This is a genomic window from Rhizobium sp. C1 (assembly GCF_021026335.1).
In the GTDB taxonomy this organism is placed as follows: Bacteria; Pseudomonadota; Alphaproteobacteria; order Rhizobiales; family Rhizobiaceae; genus Ensifer_A.
The window spans coordinates 102,377-125,208 of the sequence record NZ_JAJNCY010000003.1 but is presented as its reverse complement, the minus strand read 5'-3'; the positions used below and the strand labels follow the sequence as shown (position 1 = coordinate 125,208).

Here is a 22,832-nt window from a genome sequence, read left to right as displayed (position 1 = left end):
AAGAGGCCGCGTCGGCGTTACCGGCGCGGTCTTTTCTGACCCGTTTTCCGGGCGACAGTCAGCGGTCCAGCCAGCCTGCAAGTTTGTCGAGCGTCTGCTGGCCATAGACCACCGCCCCGAAGCCAATGACAAACTTCCGGCGTTCGGGCGTTGGATGCAATTGGCGCATCGTCAGGACCGTCTTTCCATCGGATTGTTCGTCGAAGGTCACGGTCACGCGGAAGCGCCCGGGGTCGTCGCTGTCCGCCGCTCCATGAACCATGACGATCCGCTCGTTGGGCACGATTTCCAGAAATCGTATGAGGTTGGGAAAGCGTTGTGCCTTGCCCTCGAACTCGCCGACCATATCGAAGCGCCAGATGCCGCCCTCGCGGATATCTGCCTCGTAGGTCTCGATGCTGAGGCCTGACGGCCCATACCAGGTCGACAGCGCCTTCGCGTCCATCCAAGCGGCAAACACCTTGTCGCGCGGGTGGTTCAGTACGCGAACCAGCACGATCTCGCGGTCCAGCGACCATGTTTCCAATGGATCAGACATATCAGCTCTCTCCCTTTTGCTTCTCGTTCAGATAGGCGTCGAGACGATCCAGCCGCGCCGACCAGCGCTCCCGCTCCGCCATCATCCACTCCGCCGCTTCGTCGAAACGCTGGGGCACCAGCCGGCACCAGCGGCTGCGCCCACGCTTTTCACTCGCAATGAGTCCGCATTCCTCCAGCACCTTGAGATGCTGGGTGAAGGACGGTAGCGCCATGTCGAACGGTTCGGCCAGCACCGAAACGGGCAACTCCCCTTGAGCAAGGCGAGACACAACCCCGCGCCGGGTGGGGTCGCTGAGTGCGTGAAATGCGAGATCGAGGGCATCTGATTGGTTAGGCATATGCCTTAGTATGACCGCACAAGGTCGCCGTCAAGAAAATTTAGGCAGTCACCTAAGCTTTGGTGGAAACGAAAGCCGTCGTCAGCTTGCGCCCGACCCCTTGTTCAAAGCAGCCGGTGCCTTTCTGGCGTTCTGCTCGGCCATGAGCTTCGAGATGGTGTCGACGAAAAGCTTGACCGTCGGACGACTTTTCCAGTCTTCGGTGGTCGCCACCTGGAACTTTGCCTTGTAGGAAAACAGATTGGGCCGAATGAGCCGGATACGACCCGTTTGAACGAATTGCGCGGCATAGTGATCCGGCAGATAGCCAAGGAAGCATCCCGAAAGAATGAGAAAGGCCTCAGCTTCCATGTTCGACACGGTGGCATGGGGATTGGCGATGGCAAAGATCTTGATATCGCGCGCGGCCCAGTAACTGCGCCCGATGATGCGATGCAGCCGCACTTCGTCAATGCCGATGCTTTCGTCAGGCACCGAGAACAGCGGGTGCGCCGCCCCGCAGTAGAAATTGTGCGTTTCCTCGTAAAGATCGATATAGGCGAGGCCGAGCGCCATGCGCGGAAAACTGCCGACCGCAATATCGAGCTTGCGCGCTACGAGATCGCGCAACAACTCGCCGGGCGAACGGATTTCCATGTTGAATTGCAGCGCCGGGGCGGCCTCGACCACTCTGGAGATGGCGGCAGCGATCGGAGAGGCGGGATCGGAAATGATGTTGTCCAACAGCCCCAGAGAAAGAATGCCGCCAAGATTGGACCGGAAACCCGCGACCTTGCGGCTGAACTGGTCCAGGGAGCCGGTCAGACGCTGGCACTCGTCGTAAATCATGCGGCCGCTCTCGGTCAGCTGGAACCCGCCGCGCCCGCGCTTGCACAGCGTGACCCCGAGCCTTTGCTCGAGTGCGACGATCTTCTCCGAGATGGTGGAGAGGGAGAGATTGAGTTCGGTCTGTGCGGCCGACAGCCCTCCCGCCTCAACGACCCGCATGAAAATCCGGATGAGCCGGATATCAACATTGTCGATCGAGATCGCGTTTCTGCCAACAGTATCCGTCTTTTGCATCCCAGTTCCCGCAACACGCCTTTCATCCGACGCTAAGCGGCACCCTGACAAAGTCAAGCCGGCGTCCTGAGCGTGACGCCGGCTATGTGCCAGAGCGGTCATCTTGGGGCAAGCGCACCGCGCGTGGCACCAGGTCGCGCGGCGCATTTCCGTCAACCAATGACCGGCGATGGAACCCATCCGATACAGTGGGAGATGTCCGCGCTTTACTTCGTAACATTCCGAAGGAATGCGGCTTCAACCGTGATTAAGGTACGGTCAAACAGGCAGGAGACTTCCCGATGACGGACCAGGCGCATCTTGATGCACTTCGCAAGAAATATGGCAATGCGGCCGGCGGCGACATTTTCGACCCGCTTTTCAAGCAGGTGGCGGAAGCGCAGTTTTCGGGCGGCGACAAGCGCAAATGGCCATTTGCCGGCATTCCGACGTTCCTTGATGCACCCGCCATGCCGGATGCAGCAAGCTCCGATGATTTCGGAGGTCTCGACATCGCGCTGCTCGGCGTTCCGATGGATCTCGGCGTCACCAATCGTAACGGCACCCGCTTCGGCCCCCGCGCCTTGCGCACCATCGAGCGCATCGGGCCTTATGACCATGTCCTGAAGGTCTCGCCCCTGACACAGGCGAAGATTGCCGATATCGGCGATGTACCGCTGACGAGCCGCTTCGATCTCGCCCAGTGCCATGCCGATATCGAGGCCTTCTATCGCCGTCTCGTCGGCGCGGGTGTGCGACCGCTCAGCGTCGGCGGCGATCATTCGATCACCTCCTCTATCCTCAAGGCTGTCGGCGCCAGGGAACCTGTCGGCCTCATCCATATCGATGCGCATTGCGACACGTCCGGGCCTTATGAGGGCACGAAGTTCCAGCATGGCGGCCCGTTCCGCCTCGCCGTTCTCGACGGCGTCCTTGATCCGCGCCGCACGATCCAGATCGGCATCCGTGGCCCTGCCGAATATCTCTGGGAATTCTCCTACGAGAGCGGCATGACCGTGGTCCATGCCGAAGAGGTCAACGAGCACTCCCTGCCGCAAATCATCGCCAAGGCGCGCGAACTCGTCGGCGGCGGCCCGACCTATGTCTCCTTCGACATCGACAGCGTGGATCCGGGCTTTGCCCCGGGCACCGGCACGCCGGAAGTCGGCGGACTGATGCCCCGCGAGGTCCTGCAGCTTCTCCGCGGTCTCGACGGGCTGAACATCGTCGGCGGTGACGTGGTCGAGGTGGCACCGCAATATGACTCCACCACCAACACCGCCCAGATCGCCGCGCAGGTCCTGCACACGATCCTCTGCCTGATGGTGAATTCGGGCAAATAATGACTCCGGAAAAAAGAACCGGCGAAGCGCAAGCCTCGCCGGTTCTTTCTTTTCATGTCTCGATACGTTTGGGTCCGGTCAGACGGCAACGGAACGCAGGTCTGCCGGCACCTCGCCGAGCGCTCGATCCAGCGCTTCCACGCAGCGCACGGCATCGGCGACACTGAAAACCAACGGCGGCCGGATCTTGATGATGTTGCCATGCGGTCCTGTCGAGGAGACGAGAACGCCGAGCGTCTTCATCCGCTCGCGCACCCAGCGCGCGGCAAATTTCGCCGGCCCCCTGGTCGTGCGGTCCGTCACCAGCTCGACGCCGAGGAACAGCCCGCGGCCCTGAATGTGGCCGATGATCTCGTGGCGCTGCATCAGGGCATCGAGTTCCTTCAGCAGCCAGGCGCCGCTGCGCGCGGCATTGCCCTGCAGGTCCTCGCCGATCAGAACATCGAGGCAGGCATTGGCGACCGCCGCCGAGACGGTATTGCCGCCGAACGTATTGAAATAGCCGGTCTGCTTCTGCAGCACCTCGGCGATCTCGCGGCGGGTGGCGACAGCCGCGACCGGATGCCCGTTGCCCATCGGCTTGCCCATGGTGACGATGTCGGGTTGGACACCGAAGGCCTCGAAACCCCACATATGCGTGCCCGAGCGCGCAAAACCCATCTGGACCTCGTCCGCGATCACCAGCGCGCCTGCCGTCTTCGCCGCCTGGTAAGCCAGCGGCATGTAATCCGGCGGCGGCACCAGCGCACCATTGGCGTCGAAGATGGAATCGATCATCAGCGCCGCCATGCCCGGACCATCGGCGGCGAGCTTCCGGGCGGCCTGCGTCACGTGGTCGGCATATTTAGCCCCGGCGTCGTTGACGTCCTGCCGGTAAAGCCCGCGATAGAGGTTCGGCGGCGGTACGGTCGCCACCCAGTTCGGCTTGTCCTTGATGTCGTAGTCGATCAGCGACAGCGGCGCGACGGTGGTCGTATTGCCGTGATAGCTGTTCTCGGTGATCACGACACCTTCGTTGCCCGAGATCAGGCGGGCCATGCGCACGGCCAGATCATTGGCCTCCGAGCCGGTGCAGACGAAGACCAGCGTATCGAGATGTGCCGGCAGCGTCGCCGACAGCCGCTCGCCAAGCCGCACGATTTCGGGATGCAGGTAGCGCGAATTGGTGTTGAGTGCGGCTGCCTGCCGCATCAATGCGTCGAGCACGTAAGGATGGCAATGTCCGACATTGGCGACATTGTTGTAGCAGTCGAGATATTCATTTCCGGCTGCATCGTAAACCATGCAGCCGCGGCCGCGCACCAGTTCCAGCGGCTCGTTATAGAACATGTAGGTCTTGCCGAGCACGGCCTGACGACGCTCCACCAGCGCCGGTGTCGGCGCGGTGGGCGAAGCGGCAACGGGCTGGCTGACCGGCACGACCGAGGGCATGACGCCCTTAATGAAATCGGCGTCAGAAACGGCCTTAATCTTGAGAACCGCCTGAATATAGAGCGCCTGCAGCGCGTCGAGATCGGCATCGTCCCGCCCGTGAACGGTCTTCTGGTAGGACACGAGCCCGACCTGCAGCAAAAGGCGCGCCAGCACGAGGCTTCTGAGGATGACGAGATCGTCCTGCTCCAGCGGCATGAAGCGCTGATAACCGCGCACGAGGCAATGGGCGGCAAAGACCGGATCGGGCGTCCAATGGATGAGCGAGGCGATGGAAACGGCAAGATCCTGCGCCACCGGCCCGAAGATCATGTCGCCGAAATCGATGACACCTTCGACTGTTAGCGAGGGGTCGAACTTCACGAGGACGTTGGACTCATGGAAGTCGTTATAGATGACCTGCGCGCGCAGCTTCGGCAGCCGGTTCGTCAGCACCTCGGAAATCTGCGGCAGCAGATCGTTCAGCAAGGGGGCCAGCGAAGCCGGCATATGTGCATGCAGGGCCGGCGAGAAGAGAAGGCCGCTGCGAATATCCCAGGGCATGACGCTGGAAGCGCCGCGCCCGGCAAAGCCCTGAAGCGCGCGGGCCAGCCGCCCGTTCGCGCGGCCCAATGCAACGAGATCTTCGGCACCCAGCGAGCGACCGGTTTCCCGGACCTGATCGAACAGAATTTCACCCTTCACGAAGGTGAGTACACGCAGCACATGGCTCGCGCCTGCTTCGTCGAGAATATGCGACATCGCTTCGCCGGCAAGCGTCCGGCGCAAGCGCGGCACCGGATAGTCCGCATCGACACGGGCGATATGTTCCAGCGCTTCCGTCTGGAAGAGAAGGCTTTCCAGGGGCTCGGTCGGCGCGGCGATCTTGACCACGAAGGAAGCGCCGTCTTCGGTGGCGAGGCGGAAGTTCTGCTCGCGTTCGCCACCCAGTTTCTGCCACGCGCCGCTCAAGCCGTAGACTTGCGCCACGCGCTTTTCGATCAGTTCGAGCGGCAGGTTCGGCGCCTTGATCCCGGCAAGCATCGCCTCAAGGATCGGGTCCATCATCATCTGCTGCGCGTTCAATTCCTAACCTCACGAACTGGCAAAAAGGGGACAAATCCGCCGGCACCTGCAGCACATGACACCGGGAAACCGCCCCTCCCCGCCACCTGCCATCTACGAACTCGGTATTCTCACATGCCGGTCTGCCTTGGCAAAGGGGGACAGACACGGAGTTTACTTCGGCAATTTCAGAACTATCGGATGGGCGTAGGACGCCAGCGAAGGTCGTCGTCAGGTGCGCATGATTATCGGCGTACGCTTGTCAGAACCGGAGCAGCAGCGAGCCTCCGGCGAAGTACTTCCGCATAACCCCGATCATTGAAGAACAAAGCGCTAGCCACGATAACCCTTCCCCGGTCACGTTCACCCTAAAACCACGCCCTGCCCGTCCGTTTACGGCGATGCGTTGGCAAGCCCGTACTGTTCGTGATAACAGAAACTATTGAGGAGTATCAGGTGCTCATGCGTAGCGTTCAGGGGGAGAGCGCACCGCCGGTCAGTCTATCCGCGGTGCTCAAGGGAACGAAGTCGATCTTGACGGCGGTTGCGCTTTTGAGCGGCGTGATCAACGTTCTCGCCTTGACCGGCTCGTTTTTCATGTTGCAGGTCTATGATCGCGTCATCCCGAGCAAGAGCCTGCCGACGCTGGTCGGGCTGGTCGTTCTTGCCGGCACGCTTTATGCCTTTTACGGACTTCTCGAACTGATCCGCGGCCGTTTGCTGATCCGGCTCGGCTGGCTCGCCGACCGCCGGATGAGCGGCCCGATCTTCGATGCGACCATGCGCCTGCCGCTCAAGGCAAGGCTGGACGGCGACGGACTGCAGACGCTGCGCGATCTCGATCAGGTTCGCTCTTTCATGTCCGGCATGGGCCCGGCGGCCTTTTTCGACCTGCCCTGGATGCCGGTCTATATCGGCATCAGCTTCCTCTTTCATCCCTGGATCGGCGTCTTCGCACTCGCATGCGCCATTCTGCTTTCCGCACTGGCGCTCGTGGCCGAGATGCGCGCCAAGGGCCCGGTCGCTGCCGTCTCCCGCAAGGCGGCGGAGCGCCAGGCGACGGCCCAGACAATCCGGCAGAATATCGAAGTTCTCTGGGCCATGGGCTTTTACGGGCGACTGGCGGCGCGCTGGCACCGCGCCAATGACGACTATCTCGCCGAACAGGCTTCGGCGAGCGACAAGAGCGGCGGCCTGAGCTCCGTCTCCAAGATCATGCGCATGCTCGCGCAGTCGGGCATGCTGGCGCTGGGCGCGGCCCTCGTGCTCGACCAGCAGACGACCGGCGGCATCATGATCGCCAGCTCCATCCTGCTCAGCCGCTCGCTTGCACCGGTTGAACAGGCCATCGCCCACTGGAAGGGTTTTGTCAGCGCGAGACAGAGCTGGGCGCGGCTGAAGAAGGTCGCCAGCATTGCCGCCGTGCAGACGCCGACCGTCGCCCTGCCCGCGCCTTCCGAGGCCATGATGGTCAGGGGCGTGACGATCGTTGCCCCGGGCGGCAATATGCCCATCGTGCGCGAGGCGAGCTTCGCGCTGAAGGCCGGCGACGGGCTTGGCATCATCGGTCCGAGCGCCTCGGGCAAGTCCACGCTACTGCGGGCTCTTGTCGGCATCTGGACGCCGGTGCGCGGTGATGTGCGGCTGGACGGCGCGACGCTCGACCAGTGGCCGCTTGCCGAGCGCGGCCGCCATATCGGTTTCCTGCCGCAATCCGTCTCGCTTTTCGACGGCACGATTGCCGACAATATCGCCCGCTTCGATCCGCAAAAGAGTTCCGAGGCCGTGCTGAAGGCCGCACAGGCGGCCGGCGTCCACGAGATGATCGTGCAGATGCCGGAGGGCTATGACACGCAGATCGGCGATCAGGGCGCGTTTCTGTCAGCAGGCCAGCGCCAGCGTATCGGCCTTGCCCGCGCGCTGTACGGCGACCCCTTCCTCGTCGTTCTGGACGAGCCCAATTCCAACCTCGACGCCGAGGGGGAGGCCGCGCTGACGGCCGCCATTGCCGGTGTGCGCAGCCGCGGCGGGATCGCCATCATCGTCGCCCATCGCCCCAATGCGCTCCTCGCGGTGGACAAGGTCATGGCCATGGGCGGCGGGCGCATCCAGGCCTTCGGCCCCAAGGAAGAGGTGCTGCAGCAGGTCACGCGTCCGGTCATGCCGGCGTCTGCCAGACCCGTGCGCCTCATTGCCAATCAGGACGATGCGCCATGACAGTCGTCACGCCCGACGAGACCTCTCCGCCCCTTAGGCAGCCGGCCACCCGCGGCCTGGTCATGGCAGCCTATCTGACGCTCTTCCTGCTTGTCGTCTGCCTTGGCGGAATGGCCGCCACCATCACGCTTTCGGGCGCGGTGGTGACCTCGGGCCGCCTTGTCGTTGCCTCCTATCCCAAGCCCGTCCAGCATCTGAAGGGCGGCACCGTGGCCGCGCTTTTCGTCGCCAACGGCGATGGCGTGAAGGCCAACCAGCTGCTGATCAGGCTCGACGACACGCAGACGCGCGCCAATCTCGGGATTGTCGAAACGCGATTGAAGGAGCTCAAGGTGCGCGCCGTGCGCCTGCTCGCTGAAGAAAGCGGCACTTCCGCACTGGCCTTTCCGCCGGCGTTGAGCGAGGCTGCCGCGCACGATCCGGAAATGGCCAGGCTCATCGACGGCGAAACCCGTCTCTTCGAGGCACGCCGGCTGTCGCAGACCCGCCGCAAGGACCAGCTTGACCAGCGCATCGCCCAGCTCGGCCAGCAGATCGAAGGTCTCAATGCGCAGATCGAGGGCAAGCGCAAGGAAGCCGCCCTTGTCGACAAGGAGGCCTCCGGCGTCGGTCAGCTTGTCGGCCAGCAACTTCTCTCCGTGACGCGGCTGCATGACCTGCAGAGCCAGTCAGCCCGCCTTGAAGGCGAGTTGGGCGGGCTGCTCTCCTCCGTCGCCGAGGCCAAAGGCAAGATCACGGAGACCGAGCTTCAGCGCCTGCAGGTCGATGACGACGTCAAAAGCCAGTCGGCCTCGGATCTGCGTGAAGCGCAGAGCCAGATCGCCGAATATGAAGAGCGCGCCATCGCCGCGCGCGACGATCTCGCCCATATCGAGATTCGCGCACCGCAGGATGGCATCGTTCAGGACCTGACCGTCCATACATCCGGCGCGGTCATCTCGCCCGGCACCCCGATCATGACGATCGTGCCGGTGCAGGACAATTTGCTGGCGGAGGTACGCATTGCCCCGCAGGACATCGACCAGATCTATGAAGGCCAGACGGCAACCATGCGCTTTTCGGCCTTCAACCAGCGCACAACGCCGGAGATCGACGGCCGCGTCGTTCAGATTTCGCCCGACCTCACCATCGACCAGAAAACCGGTACGGGCTTCTACCTCGTCCGCGTTGCGCCGGAGGCGAGCGAAATCCCGAAGCTGGGCGCCGTCAAGCTGCTGCCGGGCATGCCCGTCGAAGCCTTTGTCAAAACCGGCGACCGGACGATCCTGTCCTACCTCATGAAGCCGGCCACAGACCAGATCGCCAGGGCGTTTCGCGGGGATTGAATCGAAGATCAACCCTCGCCGAAACGACGAAAAGGGCGACCAAAGGCCGCCCTCTCCCTGATAAATCCCTGCGATACAATCAGCTCCAGGCATGGAATGGCGGCTTTTCGCCATTGAGGAAGTATTTGCCGAGGATCGAATATTTCCACCGGACCGGATCATGCAGCGTGTGGACGCGCGCATTGCGCCAATGTCGGTCCAGATTGTGCTCGGCCAGCGTGGAGCGGGTGCCTGCCAGCTCGAACAGCTTGTTCGTCGCCTCGATGGCGATCTCGGTCGAGAGGATCTTAGCTTCAGCCGTCACGATCTGGGCATGCGCCACCGTTTCGGCATTCCGCTCGGCAATTGCCCTGTCGATGGCAAGGCCGGCCTTTTCGAGAAGCGCCTGCGCCGCGTGAAGGCGAAGCTGGAGGCTGCCGATTGCCTGGATCGTGTAGGGATCGTCGTAAGCATGGTCGAGACCGGAATCCACCCAGGCGCGCGATTTGGTGCGCACGAAATCGATCGTTTCCTTGATCGCGGCGGAGGCAATGCCGGTATCGACCGCCACCTGGATGATCTGGAAGATCGCCCCGTCGGCCGAGGGTGTCTCATAGCCCTTGTAGCCCGGCACGACATGCGTCTTCGGCACCTTGACGTCCTTGAGGATCACCGTGCCGGAGAGCGTCGTCTTCTGCCCGAAGCTCGACCAGTCGTCATAGACCGTCAGACCCGGCGCATCGCGGTCGGCAATGGCGTACCATGCGCGGCCCTGGTCATCGAGCGCCACGATCGGAACCTTGTGAGCCAGCAATGCGCCGGACGAATAGAACTTCTGGCCGTTGACGATGACATGATCACCATGATCGGTAAACTTCGTCTCGAAGTCGGCGGCGCGCTTGGAACCGAATTCCGAGAAGGCATTGCCGAAGCGTGTGCCGGCAAGCACTTCGTCAAAGAGCAGCTTCTGCTGCGCCTCATCCGACACTGTGCGGATGGCGGCTACGACGCCGAGATGGTTCTGTGACACCTGGCCGATGGAGGAGTCTGCTTCCGAGATAATTTCGACCACCCTGGCCAGGGTAGCATAGGAGACTTCCGGCCCGCCGAATTTCTTCGGCACGTTGATCGACCAGAGGCCGCTTTGCGAGAAGGCATCGAGTTCGACGGCCGGCCAGATGCGGTTGCGGTCGCGGTCGGCCGCGCCCTTGGCGAATTCGGCGGCGAGCCGCGTCGCCACCTCGATGGCTTCCGCATCCGATCTGATGACATGCGCCGGCGCGGAAGGCTTCGTCACGGCGGGAACAGGTGTGCGGTTTTCCTGAACCGGTTTCACTGCAATATTCATGGACGTTTCCTTTCTCTGGTCAGTTGAGGGTGGATGCGGCAGCCGGCTGGGTCGAACCGCCCAGATAGAAGGCTGCTAGTGCGTCATTCCGGCTGAGTTCGCCGGCAGACGCCGTCAGAACCGTGGCGCCGTTTTCGAGAACGGCGGCGCGGTCTGCATAGTTGAGGGCAATCCTTGAATTCTGCTCGGCGAGCAGAATGGTCAGGCCCTCTTCACGGTTGAGGCGCGCCAGCGCCTCGAAAATGTCGCGCACGACAAGCGGCGCGAGCCCCATCGAAGGCTCGTCCAGCACGAGCAATTTCGGTCGCGACAGAAGCGCCCGGCCGATGGCCGTCATCTGCTGCTCGCCGCCGGAGATCAGTCCGGCCAGCGAATGACGGCGCTCCTTCAGCCGCGGGAAAAGGTGGTAGACAAGGTCGATGCCCGCCGCCACGTCATGCCGGCGCAGCGAACGACCAAGCCCGCCCGTCACCAGATTCTCCTCGACCGTCAGACTGCGGAAGCAATGCCGCCCTTCCAGAACCTGCGCCAACCCATCCCGCACCAGGTCGGCGGGGTTGCGCTCGAAGACGCTGCGGCCGGCAAAACGGATGGCGCCGCCGGTCAGACGTCCGCGCTCGGCGGAAAGCAGATTGGACACGGCTTTCAGCAGCGTCGTCTTGCCCGCTCCATTCGCCCCGACAAGCGCGAAGATTTCGCCGGCGCGAACCTGGAAGCTGACTCCGTTCAGTGCGCGGATCGAATGGTTGTAGACGGCCGCCACATCGGACACGTCAAGCAGGATATCGTGCTCGCTCATGCAAAGAGCCTCCGATCAGGTTTGGAAAAGGCCGGGCGGCGCGAACCGCCCGGCGCAGCGGTTCAGTTCGACAGTTTCTCAGCGTCGCCGGAGGTGCGGATTGTGATGCCCTTTTCCTTGGCATAGGCCTCGGAGGACTTCTCGATGATCGGGCGCAGCAGCTTCCAGTCCGGCGCGATCCAGTCGGAGACGACATTCCACTTCTTGCCGTCCCATTGCTGGAAGGTCACATAGCCATCACCTTCGTGGTTGTCCCAGGTGACGTTGATGGAGTGGAAGAGCCCCTTGGCGCCCAGTTTTTCAACCTTGGCTTCATCGAGTTTCAGATGTTCGAAGCCCCAGCGAACCTCGTCGCCGGTCAGGGTGCGATGACCGAACTTCTCCTGGGCGATGCGGATCGCCTCGACATTCAGGATGCCGTTGACGATGCCGAGATTGTGGTAGACGGACCCGATGCGGTTCTTGTCTTCCAGATTGCCCTTGCCCTTGTCATAGAGCGCCTTGATGATCTCCTGCACGACCGGATAGCTGTTACCGGAGGCCTGCGTGGTGATCGCGGTGTAGCCGACAGCGGCCTCACCGGCGGGGATCACGTCCTCTTCCGAGTTCGACCAGACATTGCCGATGATCTTCGAGGCCGGGAAACCAACCTTCGCCGCCGTCTTGAGCGCCACCGGGTTCATGACGCCCCAGCCGCGCAGTACGACAAAATCGGGTTTGGCGCGACGGATCGTCAGCCATTGCGCCTGCTGTTCGTTGCCCGGATGCGGCACTTCGATCTGCTGCACGGTGAAGCCGTATTTCTGAGCCAGAAGATCATAGATCGGAATGGTTTCGCGGCCATAGGGCGAGCCGTGATAGAGCACGACGATCTTCTTGCCCTTCAGCTTGTCCAGCCCGCCCTCCTTGGAGGCGATGTAGTTCACGATGCCGGACGTCTCGCTATAGGGGTTGAGCAGCAGCGGGAAGACGTAAGGGAAAACGCGACCATCGGTGGAGTCGGTGCGGCCGTGGTTGATGGTGATGAGCGGGGTCTTGTCCGCCGTGATGCGATCGATCATGGCATAGGCGATGCCGACCGAAAGCGGGTTCCAAGCCGCCAAATTCGGATGGCTCTTCTGGCGCTCGTAGCACTCGACGCCGCGCTCGACCTCATATTGCGTCTCGCATTCGTCCCAGGTGAGCTTGACGCCGTTGACGCCGCCATCGCGGGTGTTGATGAGGTTGAGATAGTCGATAAAGCCGCCGAAGAAGCCCGTGCCGCCGGCGGCATAGGGACCGACCCGGTAGCTTTGCAGCGGGAAATACTGTTCGTCGGCGCGCGCCGCGTGCGGTGCGACGGCAAAGGTGATGGCAAGCGCTGCAGCGGTGGCTCCGAGCAGGTTCTTCCAGGCTTTCATAAGACACTCTCCTAGCGTTGACCGGCGCGATGGCGCTCCGGCCCTGTTTGTTTCAGGTTTCGGTTTTGGTTGCGGTTCTTGTTTTATGGCGCGCCGGCAAATCCCAGCCGGACTCGGATTTTGCTCCAGATCCGCGCCGTCAGCGCCGCGAGGCCATCCGGCTCCAGGATGAGGAAGGCGATGATCAGGGCGCCGAGCAGTACGCGCTGGCTCATTTCAAGGACGCCGGAGTCAAAGACATCGCCCAACAGCCACCCGCCGAGGCGGGACAGGATGACAGGCGCCGTGACGATGAGCGCGGCCCCCAGGAATGCCCCGCGGATTGTGGCAAGCCCGCCGATGATCACGATGAAGAGGATCTGGAAGGACCGGTCCAGATTGAACCCGGCCGGCTCAACGGTGCGCAGATAGGCAAAGGCCCAGAGAACGCCGGCAGCCCCGATCAGGAAGGATGACAGGCCGAAGGCGATCAGCTTCGTCGTGAAGACGGGAATGCCGATGACCCGCGCCGCCGTTTCATTATCGCGAACGGCGATAAAATTGCGACCCGTCTGCGAAGTCGCGACGCGCCAGGCCAGCAGTGTCAGAACCGCCACCACCGTCAGCGTGAAATAGTAGCGCCCGACCGGGGTGATGAAATCGAGCCCGAAGGCATGCAGTTTCGGCGCGTCGATGACACCTGAGGAATTGTAGTTGGAGAACCAGCCGAAATTGGTCAGCGCCCATTGGGTGAAAAACTGCGTGGCAAGCGTCGACACCGCCAGATAGAAGCCCTTCAGCCGCAGGCTCGGCAGGCCGAAGACGATGCCGACGGCCGCGGCGATCAGCCCCGACAGGACGATATTGAGCGCGATCGGCAGGCCGCCGATCCGGAGATTGAGGTTGAAGGCCGCAAAGGCACCGATCGCCAGAAATGCCGCGCTGCCGAGAGACACCTGCCCGGCATAGCCGGCCAACAGGTTGAGACCGACGCCGGCAAGGCTCAGCGCCAGAAAGGGCAGCATCAGCGCTTCGAGGAAGTAGGTGCTGCCGAAGAGCGGGATCGCCACGAAAGCCACCACAAGGGTCACCACCAGCCAGCCATGCCGCTCGAACGATATCCTGGCTTCACGGGGAACGGGCGTGGAAACGATATCAGCCACCATGGATCAAACCCTTTCCACCAGCTTCTGACCAAAAAATCCGGACGGACGGACAAGCAGGAAAACCAGCGCGAGCACATAGGCGAACCAGCTTTCGATGCCGCCGCCGAGATATTCGCCGAAATAGACTTCCGCCAGCTTCTCCCCGGCCCCGACCACAAGTCCGCCGACAATGGCGCCGGCAATGGAATCGAAGCCGCCAAGCACAAGAACCGGGAAGGCCTTGAGCACCACGAGCGAGAGCGAGAACTGCACACCGCTGCGCGCACCCCAGAGAAGCCCCGCGACCAGCGCGATCAGACCCGAGGCCGCCCAGACAGTCGCCCATATGCGCGGCAGACGCAGCCCCACGGCAAGGGCCGCGAACTGATCATCCGCAACCGCCCGGAAGGCGAGACCGGTGCGGGTATAGCGGAAGAAGAGCGCCAGCGCGGCGACAAGCAGGCCAGCCACGGCGGCGGCGAAGAGATCGAAGCGCGAGATGAGAACACCGCTTAGCTCCAGAGGCACATCCTGAATCCCGAGATCGAGTTCATGCACCTGTGTGCCCCAGAGAAGCTGCGCCAGCCCCTCGATGATATAGGACAGACCGAGCGTCGCCATGAAGAGCGTGATCGGCGGCTTGTTCACCAGCGGGCGAAGCACGGTGCGTTCCACCGTCACGCCGATCAGGAACATCAGCGCCAGAGTTGCCGCGAAAGCTGCCGGATAGGACCAGCCGCGCTCGACGAGGCTCACGAAGGTCAGCGCCGCGAAGAGCAGCATCGCGCCTTGCGCAAAATTGAGAACGCCTGACGTCTTGTAGATCAGCACAAAGCCGATTGCGACGAGCGAATACATCACGCCCGAGAGCAGCCCGCCTGTCAGCACTTCCAGAAAGAAGAGATAATCGAAGCCCTGCATCACGCAACCTCCGCCGGTTCGTCATGCACCGCGCCGATATAGGCGTCGATGACCGCGGGATCGTTGCGCACCTGGTCCGGGGTCCCGTCGGCGATCTTCACGCCGTGATCGAGAACGGCGATACGGTCGGAGAGGTCCATGACAACGGCCACGTCATGCTCAATGAGGACGATGGTCGTGCCGAAGGTGTCGTTGACGGCACGCACGAAGGCGGCCATGGCCTGCTTTTCCGCCACCGTCATGCCCGCCATTGGCTCATCAAGCAGCAGCAGCTCAGGTTCGGCGACGATGGCGCGCCCGAGTTCGATCCGCTTCTGGATGCCGTAGGGTAGCGAACCGGCAAGACGATCGGCATAGGCTTCGATGTCCAGAAACCGTAGCACCTCAAGCGCCCGTTCGCGGCTTTCCCTCTCCTCGCGCCGCGCCCAGGGCAGGCCGAGCGCCTGTGTGACGAAGGCGGCGCGACGCTTGAAGGCAAGACCGCTGACAATATTTTCCGTCACCGTCAGCCCCTTGAAGAGCGCAAGGTTCTGGAAGGTGCGGGCAACCCGCAATTGCGCAAGGCGCGTGGCAGCAATGGCCCGATAGGCCCGACCTTGCAGGCGAACCGTGCCGTTCGTGGGCTCATAGACGCCGCTGACGATATTGATCAACGAACTCTTTCCTGCCCCGTTCGGGCCGATGATGGAGCGGATTTCGCCGCGACGCACGGAAAGATCGACATTGCGCAAGGCGCTGATGCCACCAAAGGACAACGAAACGTCGTTCAGTTCGAGGATCGCGCCGTTTGCTCCAGATGCCTGTGCCTCCTGCCGCCCGAGGACGGAGGTCAGGGCCGCGCCGATATCGAGATTTTCGCGAAGATCGAGCCCCATCGTGTCATAGGCGAATTTGCGGTCCATGATCATATCCCCGGGTGAAAGAACGTGCTGCGGCAAGCCGCTCCCGTTCCGGCTCCCCCGTCAAAAGGGAGCCAGTCAGGTCGTGGAGAGTTGCGTGACGGGATTACTCGGCGGCGACGCGCGCGCCGGCTTCCTGTGCTTCCAGCTCGCGCACGAGCGGGATGACATGCTTCCCGAAATATTCGACTTCCTCCTGGAAATGCAGGAAGCCGAGAAGGATCAGATCCGCGCCCGAGCGCTTGAGCTCAATGATGCGTTCCGCGACCTGCCGCGGCGTGCCGATCAGGTTCGATCGGAAGCCGTCATTATACTGGACCAGGTCCTCGAAGGTCGATTTCGCCCAGTTCCCCTCGCGCTCCGGCGAGGAGTTGCCGGCGTTTTGGACCTCATGATGGAAGCCCTTGACTGCATCGGGGATCGCGTTGTCGATAATGTCCTTCAGGACCGCCTTGGCCTCCTCTTCCGTTTCGCGAACGATGGCGAAGGCGTTGATGCCGATCTTGGTTTTCCAGCCCTTGCCGAACTGCAACTCCTTGGCGCGGATGTCGTCAACCTGCTTCTGCAGGCCTTCCGGCGTGTTGCCATTGGTGAAATACCAGTCGGACACGCGGGCCGCCATGTCGCGCGCGGCGCGCGACGATCCGCCCTGGAAAACCTGTGGTGTCCCGCCGATCGGCTTCGGCTTCATGGAATATTCGTTGAAGCGATAGAAGTCGCCACGCAGCGTGTAGCTGTCCTCGGTCCAGATGCCGCGAATGGCGCGAATGAACTCCTCGGAGCGGCGGTAGCGTTCGTCGTGGTCGAGCCAGAGTTCGCCGATGGCCGCGAATTCGCCCCGGAACCAGCCGGAGACGATGTTGACGTCGATGCGGCCATTGGTGATGTGGCTGATGGTCGAGACCTGCTTGGCCAGCAGCGCCGGGTTCCACGGACCGGGCAAGACCGCCGCAATCACGCGCAGCTTCTCGGTTGCCGCCAGAAGGGCATGCGAGAAGGCAACCGATTCATGCTGGTTGTCGGCGCCGTAGCCGGCCGTGAAGCGGATCTGGCTCAGCGCGTAGTCGAAGCCGGAGCGCTCGGCGATCTGCGCGAGCTTGCGGTTATACTCCACGTCCCAGCCGGTACGCTGCTCGACAGAGCTGATCACGAGCCCACCGGAGACATTGGGGACCCAATAGGCGAAAGAGAGCGGTTCATTGTTGAGATGCGACATGATCAGTTCCTCCTGGTGAATGGGAATGTTCAACGGCTTGCGGCGGCAGCTTCGGCGGCCGGCCACACCTGCTTGAGCGTGCTGACGGCGGCCCTGACGTCACCATCCCGTGCGGCACCGATCAGCGGGCCGAAATGGCCAACGGCCCGTTCGATACGATCGAGGACAAGCGGGTTCCTTAAAACGCCGTCTTCAAAATCGCGGTCGCTGGCATAGACGCCGGTGGCCAGCGTCTGTGCCTCGAAGAAGGCGAAGAGCGGCCGCAGCTGATGCTCGATGACCAGCGCATGCTTTTCGCCGCCACCGGTGGCAGCCAGCAGGATCGGCTTGCCCGTGAGCGCAGAGGGATCGAGAAGATCGATCAGGTGCTTGAAGAGCCCCGGATAGCTTCCCTTGTAAACCGGAGTCGCGATGACCAGAGCCCTGGCGTTCAAGATGGCATCCAGCGCCACCCGCGCCTTGACGTCGAGATCGTCAATCTTGCGGGCCGTGCCGAGCGAAGCCGCAAAATCGAGAATGTCATAGACCTCCGAGGTCTCGTCGAAACGATCCGCAGCGCTGGAAACGATCTTCTCGACCAGAAGCCTGGTCTTGGACGGGATGCTGGCGCTGCCTGCAAAACCCACGATAGCGGGACCGGACATCAAACTCTCCTGAATTCTTATTTCGTCTATAAACAAGCTAGATAATAGGGGCCGTGTCTGTCCATTCCAAATTCCCCCGCGTCCGGAGGAGGATTTTATCGGCGCAGACGTGCCAGGGAGAGAGAAATTCGGCAGCACGCGTGGCACCAGCCGGGCCGCAAGCCGGCCAGAAAACCGGACGCCCCGAAAAGGCTTTTCTTTTCAAAGGCGCAAAAAGAAAAACCGGCCTGCTTTCGCAGGCCGGCCAAGGATTCGGATTTTCGGGACGCTTACTTCATCAGGGCGTCGAGCGGGATCGGCTCGGAGATTGTCCAGCTATCGACAATGTGCGGCTTGCCCTTGGTGGTTTCGGCGATCAGGTACTTCGCCGTATTCTGGTGGTGCAGTTCGCTGGTGAAGGTTCGCGGCCCGAAGAGGGTCGGCTCGCCCTTCATCTTTTCAAGTTCGGCAACGACCTTGTCTGCATCCGTAGACTTGGCGCGCTCGACAGCCTTGGCCCAGACGTCGATCATGACATAGCCCGGATAGACATATTGCGAGGACGGGTCCTGGCCGGTCTTGGCCTTGTAGGCGGCATTGAACTTCTGCACATCCGGGTTCGGGTCGTCGCCATAGATGGAGCCCTGGACCGGAACGAAGAAGTTCGACAGGTCCGGAACGGCGGAGAGCCAGTAGCTGCCGTCGACGCCCGAGCCATTGAGGATCATCGAGTTGATGCCGGCGGCGCGGATCTGCTTGATAGCCGAAACGGCGCCAGGCATCATCGTGCAGAGCATGATCGCATCCGGCTCCTTCGGCAGCGCCTTGATGCGGGTGATCTGGGCGGCAATCGAGGCGTCGTCGTTCTTGAACGTATCCTTGCCGACGAGCTTGGCACCCTGGGCTTCCAGCTTCGGCATCATCCAGTCGAAGCCATCGCAGATGCCCTTGTTATATTCCGTCCAGGTATCGAGCAGGCGATAGAAGGTCTTGGCGTTCTTCTTCTTGAACGCCCATTCGGCCATGGTGGCGCCCTGAACGGGAGCGAGAACCGAAGCAGAGAAGCTGTGCGGGCCGACGCCCTGGATGCCGGCCTTGACGGATTCGGCGCAGAGGAAGAACGAGATCTTGCCGGCAGCCTCGGCGGCAAGCGCTGCCGGCGAGCCGAAGTCGTAGTCGCAGGACACCACGACGAGGTCAGCGCCCTGATCGAGAACCGAGAGACCAGCCTTCGCGCCTTCGGCACGGTCGGACTTGGTGTCGGCCTTCACGACCTCGATCTTCTTGCCGAGAAGACCTCCGGCCTTGTTGATCTCGTCGATACGGATCATGGCGGCGTCGGCGGCCGGCTGGTCATAGGCCTGCATGAAGCCCGACTGGGCCGTCGCAAAACCCACCACGATCTTGTCATCGGCGGCAAACGCCGGGAACACGGCCGAGACGGCCGTGAAAGCCGCTGCAGTCAGAAGTGTCAGTTTCATTTTCATCGACGTCTCCTTGTTTGGTACCGACGAGATTGTCCCCGGCGGTCATTCACTACGGTTGCGGTTGAGGGTGAGCTCGCGATTGCCGAACAGGCCTGAAGGGCGAAGCACGAGAATGACGATCATGATGATGCCGAGCGCGATCTCCTGGAGCCCTTTGGGCAGCGCCAGCATGGATCCGCCGACGGGCACGCCCGCCTCGAGGAAGCGAAGCCCCTGGATCAGCGCCGACAGGATGACGACGCCGAGCACGCTGCCGGTGAGGCTTCCCATGCCGCCGACGACGAGCATGGACAGCGTCACGAAGGTGAGGCTGAGATAGAAGTTGTCCGGCGTGACAACGCCGATGGAATGGGCGGTGAGTGCACCGCCTGCCCCCATGATGGCGCCGGAGATGACGAAGGCAATGAGCCTCTGCTTCGGGATATCGATACCGGAGGCGGCAGCTGCCGTCGGCTCGTCACGGGCGGCGCGAAGTGCGAGGCCTGCGCGGGAGATCGCATGCAGCCAGGCGATGAAGATCACGATGGCGGCGGCCGTGAAATAGGGCCAGATCGAGCGGACGATCGGAATACCGACGACCGAGGACGTTGCGCCTGTCACGCGATCCCAGTTGGAATAGATCGTGTTGATCATGGCAAGCATGGCAAAGGTGGCGATGGAGGCGGCAATGCCGGAGAGCCGCATCAGGATCCGCCCGAAGATCAGGGCGGCGATGGCGGCAAAGATCGTCGCGAAAATGGCCGCCTGCCAGTATTCCATCTTGGTCTTGAGGATGAAGTCGGGCAGGCCGGGCAGCGACATCTTCTTCATGACCGGGTTGATCGTCAGCCAGGCAGCGACATAGGCGCCGAGGCAGGTGAATCCGATCTGGCCAAAGCTCATGACACCGGAATTGCCGATGAAGACATAGAGCCCGACGACGAGGATGACGCGCACGAAGAGGTCGATGATCACCTGGTTGAAGGGCTTGGAGCCGATCATCATCGTGACGATCGCAATGGCGAGCAGGATCAGCACCAGCAGGATCGGCGTGACGATCGACTTGCCGGCGAGCGAGAAAGGTCCAGGCTTGCGCGCGGCAATGGCCTCAGCGCTCAGGATCGGATCGGTAGCGGGAGTGGAGATGGACATCGGGATCAGACCCTTTCCTTCGTGCCGCGGGCGGCAATGAGACCCTGCGGGCGGAACAGGAGGACGAGGATGACGGCACCGTAGACGAAGGCGTCACGGAAGGGACGCGCATCGACCGGCAGGATGACCTGCATGACGACCGAGGCCGCACCGAGCAGGAAGCCAGCGAGAACCGCGCCGGCCAGACTGCCGAGACCACCGATGACGGTGGAGATGAAGGCCATGAGCATCACGGCGGCACCCATCTGGATGTCGGCCGTTCCGGTCTGGATGCCGAAGATCAGAGCAATGGCACCGGCCAGCGCACCGGAGAGCGCAAACGCCCCCATGATGACGCGGTTGGCGCGCACACCCAGCATCCGGGCCATCGAAAAGTTCTCGGCTGCCGCGCGCATTTCCAGACCGAAGCGGGTACGGCGCAGGAAGATGACGAGACCGAAGAGGATCGCGATGGTGACGATGATGGTGATCAGCTGCAGAAGCGGCAGACGCGCACCGAGGATTTCGACCGGCTGCGACAGGACCGGCAGAAGCGAGATCGATTTCGGCCGGCTCGAATAGAGCATCAACAGGAAATAGCGGATGACGAAGCCGAGCGCGAAGGAGGCGATCATCATCGTCGCCGGATTGGTGTTGCGGAAGCGCCGGAAGACGACGATTTCGCAGAGAACCGAAAGCCCTGCCCCGACCGCCAGAACGAACGGGATCAGCAGGAACCACGGCAGGTTGCCGGCAAAGACGATCGCCATCGCATCCGTCGAGGGCCAGAGCAGCGCGAAGATCGAAAAGGCGATGACATCGCCATGCGCAAAGTTGACAAGCCGCATGACGCCGAAGATCAGCGCGATGCCGAGCGCGCCAAGCGCGTAGAGCGAACCGAGGGAAAGGGCGTCGAAGACGATCTGGAGCATGTCAGTGGTCCTCGTAACCGAAATAGGCGGCCTGCATGGCCTCGCTGTTGCCGAGCTCGCGGGCATCGCCATCGAGCACGACCTGGCCGGAGCGCATGAGGATCATGCGGCCGCCGACCATGACGGCGCGGGTCGAGCTCTGCTCGACGATGAGAAGCGTCAGCTTGCGCTCGGCCTGAAGGGCTATCAGCCGCTCATAGACCTGGTCGGTGATGTTGGGCGCGAGACCGAGCGAGGGTTCGTCGATGGCGATCAGACGCGGGCGCGCCATCAACGCACGGCCGATGACGAGCATCTGCTGCTGGCCGCCGGAGAGAAGACCGGCCTGCTGGTTGCGGCGCTCTTTAAGGATCGGGAAGGTGTTGTAGACCGAGTCCAGATCGGCGGCTGTCTGCCCCTTCCAGCCTGGGGTGCGGGAATGCATGCCCGCGCCGACCATCAGGTTTTCCTCGATGGTGAGCGAGCCGAAGACCTCGCGGCCCTCCGGCACCATGGAGAAGCCGAGGCGGGCGATATCTTCCGGCGTGCGGCCGGTGATCTGGGCTCCGTCGAACTCGACATGGCCGCCGGCGGTGGGCGTGACGCCGGCGATGGCGCGCAGCAGAGAGGACTTGCCCGCTCCGTTCGGACCGGTGATGAAGAGGACTTCGCCCTCTTTCAGGTTGATCGAAACGCCGCGCACGGCCGTCAGTCGGCCATAGCGAACGGAGATGTCGACGAGGTTCAGCAGGGTCATGCCATCACCTCCAGATTGGCGCGCACGGTGTCGGCGGCGGTGCCCATATAGGCGTGGCGCACCTTCTCGCTGTCGCGGATGGCGGCGGGGTCGCCCTCCTCGATGACGGCGCCGGAATCGAGCACGACGATGTGGTCGCAAAGGCCGAGCACGAGACCGACATTGTGTTCGATGATCAGGACGCCGATGCCGAGGCTCTTGGCGACGCGGCGCACGAGATCGGAAAGGTCGGCGGCTTCCGGTGCGCTCATGCCGGCGGCGGGCTCGTCGAGCAGGATATAGGCAGGACGGCCCATCAGCGCGCGGCCGATGGCGACGCGGCGCTCATCCGTATAGGGCAGCGTGCCGGCAAGGCGATTCCCCAGCGGCGCAATGCCGATCCAGTCGAGCATGGCTTCGGCTTCCGCAATCGCGGCGCGGCGGCTCATGCCGAGACCAACCCCGGTGACTTCCAGATTGTCGATGACCGGGAGATCACGGAAAAGCCTGCCCCCCTGGAAGGTGCGGGCAATGCCGCGGCGGCGGACCTGGTGCGGCTTGAGGCCAGTCAATGCCTTGCCGTCCAGCGTGACGGCGCCGGAGGTCGGGGCCTGGAAACCCGTGAGCACGTTGACAAGCGTCGTCTTGCCGGCCCCGTTCGGACCGATCAGACCGCTGATATGGCCGGGCGTGATCTTCAGGTTGACCGAAGACAGGGCCTTGAGACCCGCAAACGCCACGGAAACGTCTTCCGCACTGAGATAACTCATATCCCCTTCTTTCTGTCTTGAAGGGGAAGGCACGCGTCGCCGTGGCCGGATCGTCCGGCAATTCGGTTTCGCGGTGTTCCCCTTTTCGGTTCCGGCTCCGTCTTGTTGCGGGGCTCGGAATGCCAAAATCTCGCCGTTTGACGGCTTCGTCTTGTCGTTTCACGCGACCGATCTTGTCATCGGGCGCGGCGGAACCGGCTTTGGCCGGCGGTTCCCTTCCTTGGGCCGGC

General features: G+C 62.6%; 20 protein-coding genes. 3 read left to right on the top strand and 17 right to left on the bottom strand.

The annotated features are described in order from the left end of the window. Nucleotides 1-58 precede the first annotated feature (58 nt). The 3 genes from LQK83_RS08850 to LQK83_RS08840 form a co-directional block, all read right to left on the bottom strand. Entirely contained in the window at nucleotides 59-538 is a 480-nt protein-coding gene (locus LQK83_RS08850) for an SRPBCC family protein (protein WP_230837035.1), read from the bottom strand. Nucleotide 539: 1 nt separating this feature from the next. Next, nucleotides 540-878 (bottom strand): ArsR/SmtB family transcription factor, encoded by a 339-nt coding sequence (locus tag LQK83_RS08845; RefSeq protein ID WP_230837034.1) that lies wholly within the window; start codon nucleotides 876-878, stop codon nucleotides 540-542. An 81-nt stretch (nucleotides 879-959) separates the two neighbouring features. Next, nucleotides 960-1,940: a LysR family transcriptional regulator gene (locus LQK83_RS08840; protein WP_230837033.1), complete on the bottom strand. Its 981-nt coding sequence runs from the start codon at nucleotides 1,938-1,940 to the stop codon at nucleotides 960-962. Between the two features lie 281 nt (nucleotides 1,941-2,221). Between LQK83_RS08840 and speB the strand changes: the two genes are divergently transcribed. Then, nucleotides 2,222-3,262 carry an agmatinase gene (gene speB, locus LQK83_RS08835; protein ID WP_230837032.1) on the top strand — a complete coding sequence of 347 codons (1,041 nt, stop codon included), beginning with the start codon at nucleotides 2,222-2,224 and terminating at the stop codon, nucleotides 3,260-3,262. 78 nt (nucleotides 3,263-3,340) lie between these two features. Here speB and LQK83_RS08830 read toward each other — a convergent pair whose 3' ends face one another. After that, nucleotides 3,341-5,758 (bottom strand): aminotransferase class III-fold pyridoxal phosphate-dependent enzyme, encoded by a 2,418-nt coding sequence (locus LQK83_RS08830; RefSeq protein WP_230837031.1) that lies wholly within the window; start codon nucleotides 5,756-5,758, stop codon nucleotides 3,341-3,343. Between the two features lie 441 nt (nucleotides 5,759-6,199). On the opposite strand from LQK83_RS08830, the gene LQK83_RS08825 reads away from it, so the two are divergent. Continuing rightward, nucleotides 6,200-7,954 carry a type I secretion system permease/ATPase gene (locus LQK83_RS08825; protein ID WP_230837313.1) on the top strand — a complete coding sequence of 585 codons (1,755 nt, stop codon included), beginning with the start codon at nucleotides 6,200-6,202 and terminating at the stop codon, nucleotides 7,952-7,954. Beyond that, a complete protein-coding gene (locus LQK83_RS08820; RefSeq protein ID WP_230837030.1) occupies nucleotides 7,951-9,279 on the top strand; it encodes an HlyD family type I secretion periplasmic adaptor subunit in 1,329 nt (442 codons plus the stop codon). The genes LQK83_RS08825 and LQK83_RS08820 overlap by 4 nt, the downstream gene beginning before the upstream one ends. A gap of 79 nt (nucleotides 9,280-9,358) precedes the next feature. Here the strand turns inward: LQK83_RS08820 and LQK83_RS08815 are convergent, their stop codons facing one another. The 13 genes from LQK83_RS08815 to LQK83_RS08755 form a co-directional block, all read right to left on the bottom strand. Then, nucleotides 9,359-10,606 (bottom strand): SfnB family sulfur acquisition oxidoreductase, encoded by a 1,248-nt coding sequence (locus tag LQK83_RS08815; protein ID WP_230837029.1) that lies wholly within the window; start codon nucleotides 10,604-10,606, stop codon nucleotides 9,359-9,361. Nucleotides 10,607-10,625: 19 nt separating this feature from the next. Further along, the gene (locus LQK83_RS08810; RefSeq protein ID WP_230837028.1) at nucleotides 10,626-11,405 is read right to left on the bottom strand and encodes an ABC transporter ATP-binding protein; all 780 of its coding nucleotides are present in this window, start codon (nucleotides 11,403-11,405) and stop codon (nucleotides 10,626-10,628) included. Between the two features lie 62 nt (nucleotides 11,406-11,467). Next, nucleotides 11,468-12,805, bottom strand: a complete 1,338-nt coding sequence (locus LQK83_RS08805) for an ABC transporter substrate-binding protein (RefSeq protein ID WP_230837027.1) — start codon at nucleotides 12,803-12,805, stop codon at nucleotides 11,468-11,470. 83 nt (nucleotides 12,806-12,888) lie between these two features. Beyond that, on the bottom strand, nucleotides 12,889-13,947 hold the full coding sequence (locus LQK83_RS08800; RefSeq protein WP_442966734.1) for a branched-chain amino acid ABC transporter permease: 1,059 nt from the start codon (nucleotides 13,945-13,947) through the stop codon (nucleotides 12,889-12,891). Nucleotides 13,948-13,953: 6 nt separating this feature from the next. Beyond that, the gene (locus tag LQK83_RS08795; RefSeq protein ID WP_230837025.1) at nucleotides 13,954-14,850 is read right to left on the bottom strand and encodes a branched-chain amino acid ABC transporter permease; all 897 of its coding nucleotides are present in this window, start codon (nucleotides 14,848-14,850) and stop codon (nucleotides 13,954-13,956) included. After that, nucleotides 14,850-15,752, bottom strand: coding sequence for an ABC transporter ATP-binding protein (locus tag LQK83_RS08790; protein WP_230837024.1), 903 nt, complete (start codon nucleotides 15,750-15,752; stop codon nucleotides 14,850-14,852). The genes LQK83_RS08795 and LQK83_RS08790 overlap by 1 nt, the downstream gene beginning before the upstream one ends. Nucleotides 15,753-15,855: 103 nt before the next feature. After that, nucleotides 15,856-16,965, bottom strand: a complete 1,110-nt coding sequence (gene sfnG / locus LQK83_RS08785; protein WP_230837023.1) for a dimethylsulfone monooxygenase SfnG — start codon at nucleotides 16,963-16,965, stop codon at nucleotides 15,856-15,858. A gap of 29 nt (nucleotides 16,966-16,994) precedes the next feature. Then, the gene (gene msuE / locus LQK83_RS08780; protein ID WP_230837022.1) at nucleotides 16,995-17,609 is read right to left on the bottom strand and encodes an FMN reductase; all 615 of its coding nucleotides are present in this window, start codon (nucleotides 17,607-17,609) and stop codon (nucleotides 16,995-16,997) included. Between the two features lie 269 nt (nucleotides 17,610-17,878). Next, a complete protein-coding gene (locus tag LQK83_RS08775) occupies nucleotides 17,879-19,075 on the bottom strand; it encodes an ABC transporter substrate-binding protein (protein WP_230837021.1) in 1,197 nt (398 codons plus the stop codon). A 42-nt stretch (nucleotides 19,076-19,117) separates the two neighbouring features. After that, nucleotides 19,118-20,206 (bottom strand): branched-chain amino acid ABC transporter permease, encoded by a 1,089-nt coding sequence (locus LQK83_RS08770; RefSeq protein WP_230837020.1) that lies wholly within the window; start codon nucleotides 20,204-20,206, stop codon nucleotides 19,118-19,120. Between the two features lie 5 nt (nucleotides 20,207-20,211). Beyond that, nucleotides 20,212-21,117: a branched-chain amino acid ABC transporter permease gene (locus LQK83_RS08765; RefSeq protein WP_230837019.1), complete on the bottom strand. Its 906-nt coding sequence runs from the start codon at nucleotides 21,115-21,117 to the stop codon at nucleotides 20,212-20,214. Between the two features lies 1 nt (nucleotide 21,118). Continuing rightward, on the bottom strand, nucleotides 21,119-21,853 hold the full coding sequence (locus tag LQK83_RS08760; protein ID WP_230837018.1) for an ABC transporter ATP-binding protein: 735 nt from the start codon (nucleotides 21,851-21,853) through the stop codon (nucleotides 21,119-21,121). Continuing rightward, nucleotides 21,850-22,602 (bottom strand): ABC transporter ATP-binding protein, encoded by a 753-nt coding sequence (locus tag LQK83_RS08755; RefSeq protein WP_230837017.1) that lies wholly within the window; start codon nucleotides 22,600-22,602, stop codon nucleotides 21,850-21,852. Before LQK83_RS08755 ends, LQK83_RS08760 begins: the two co-directional genes overlap by 4 nt. Nucleotides 22,603-22,832: the final 230 nt, after the last annotated feature.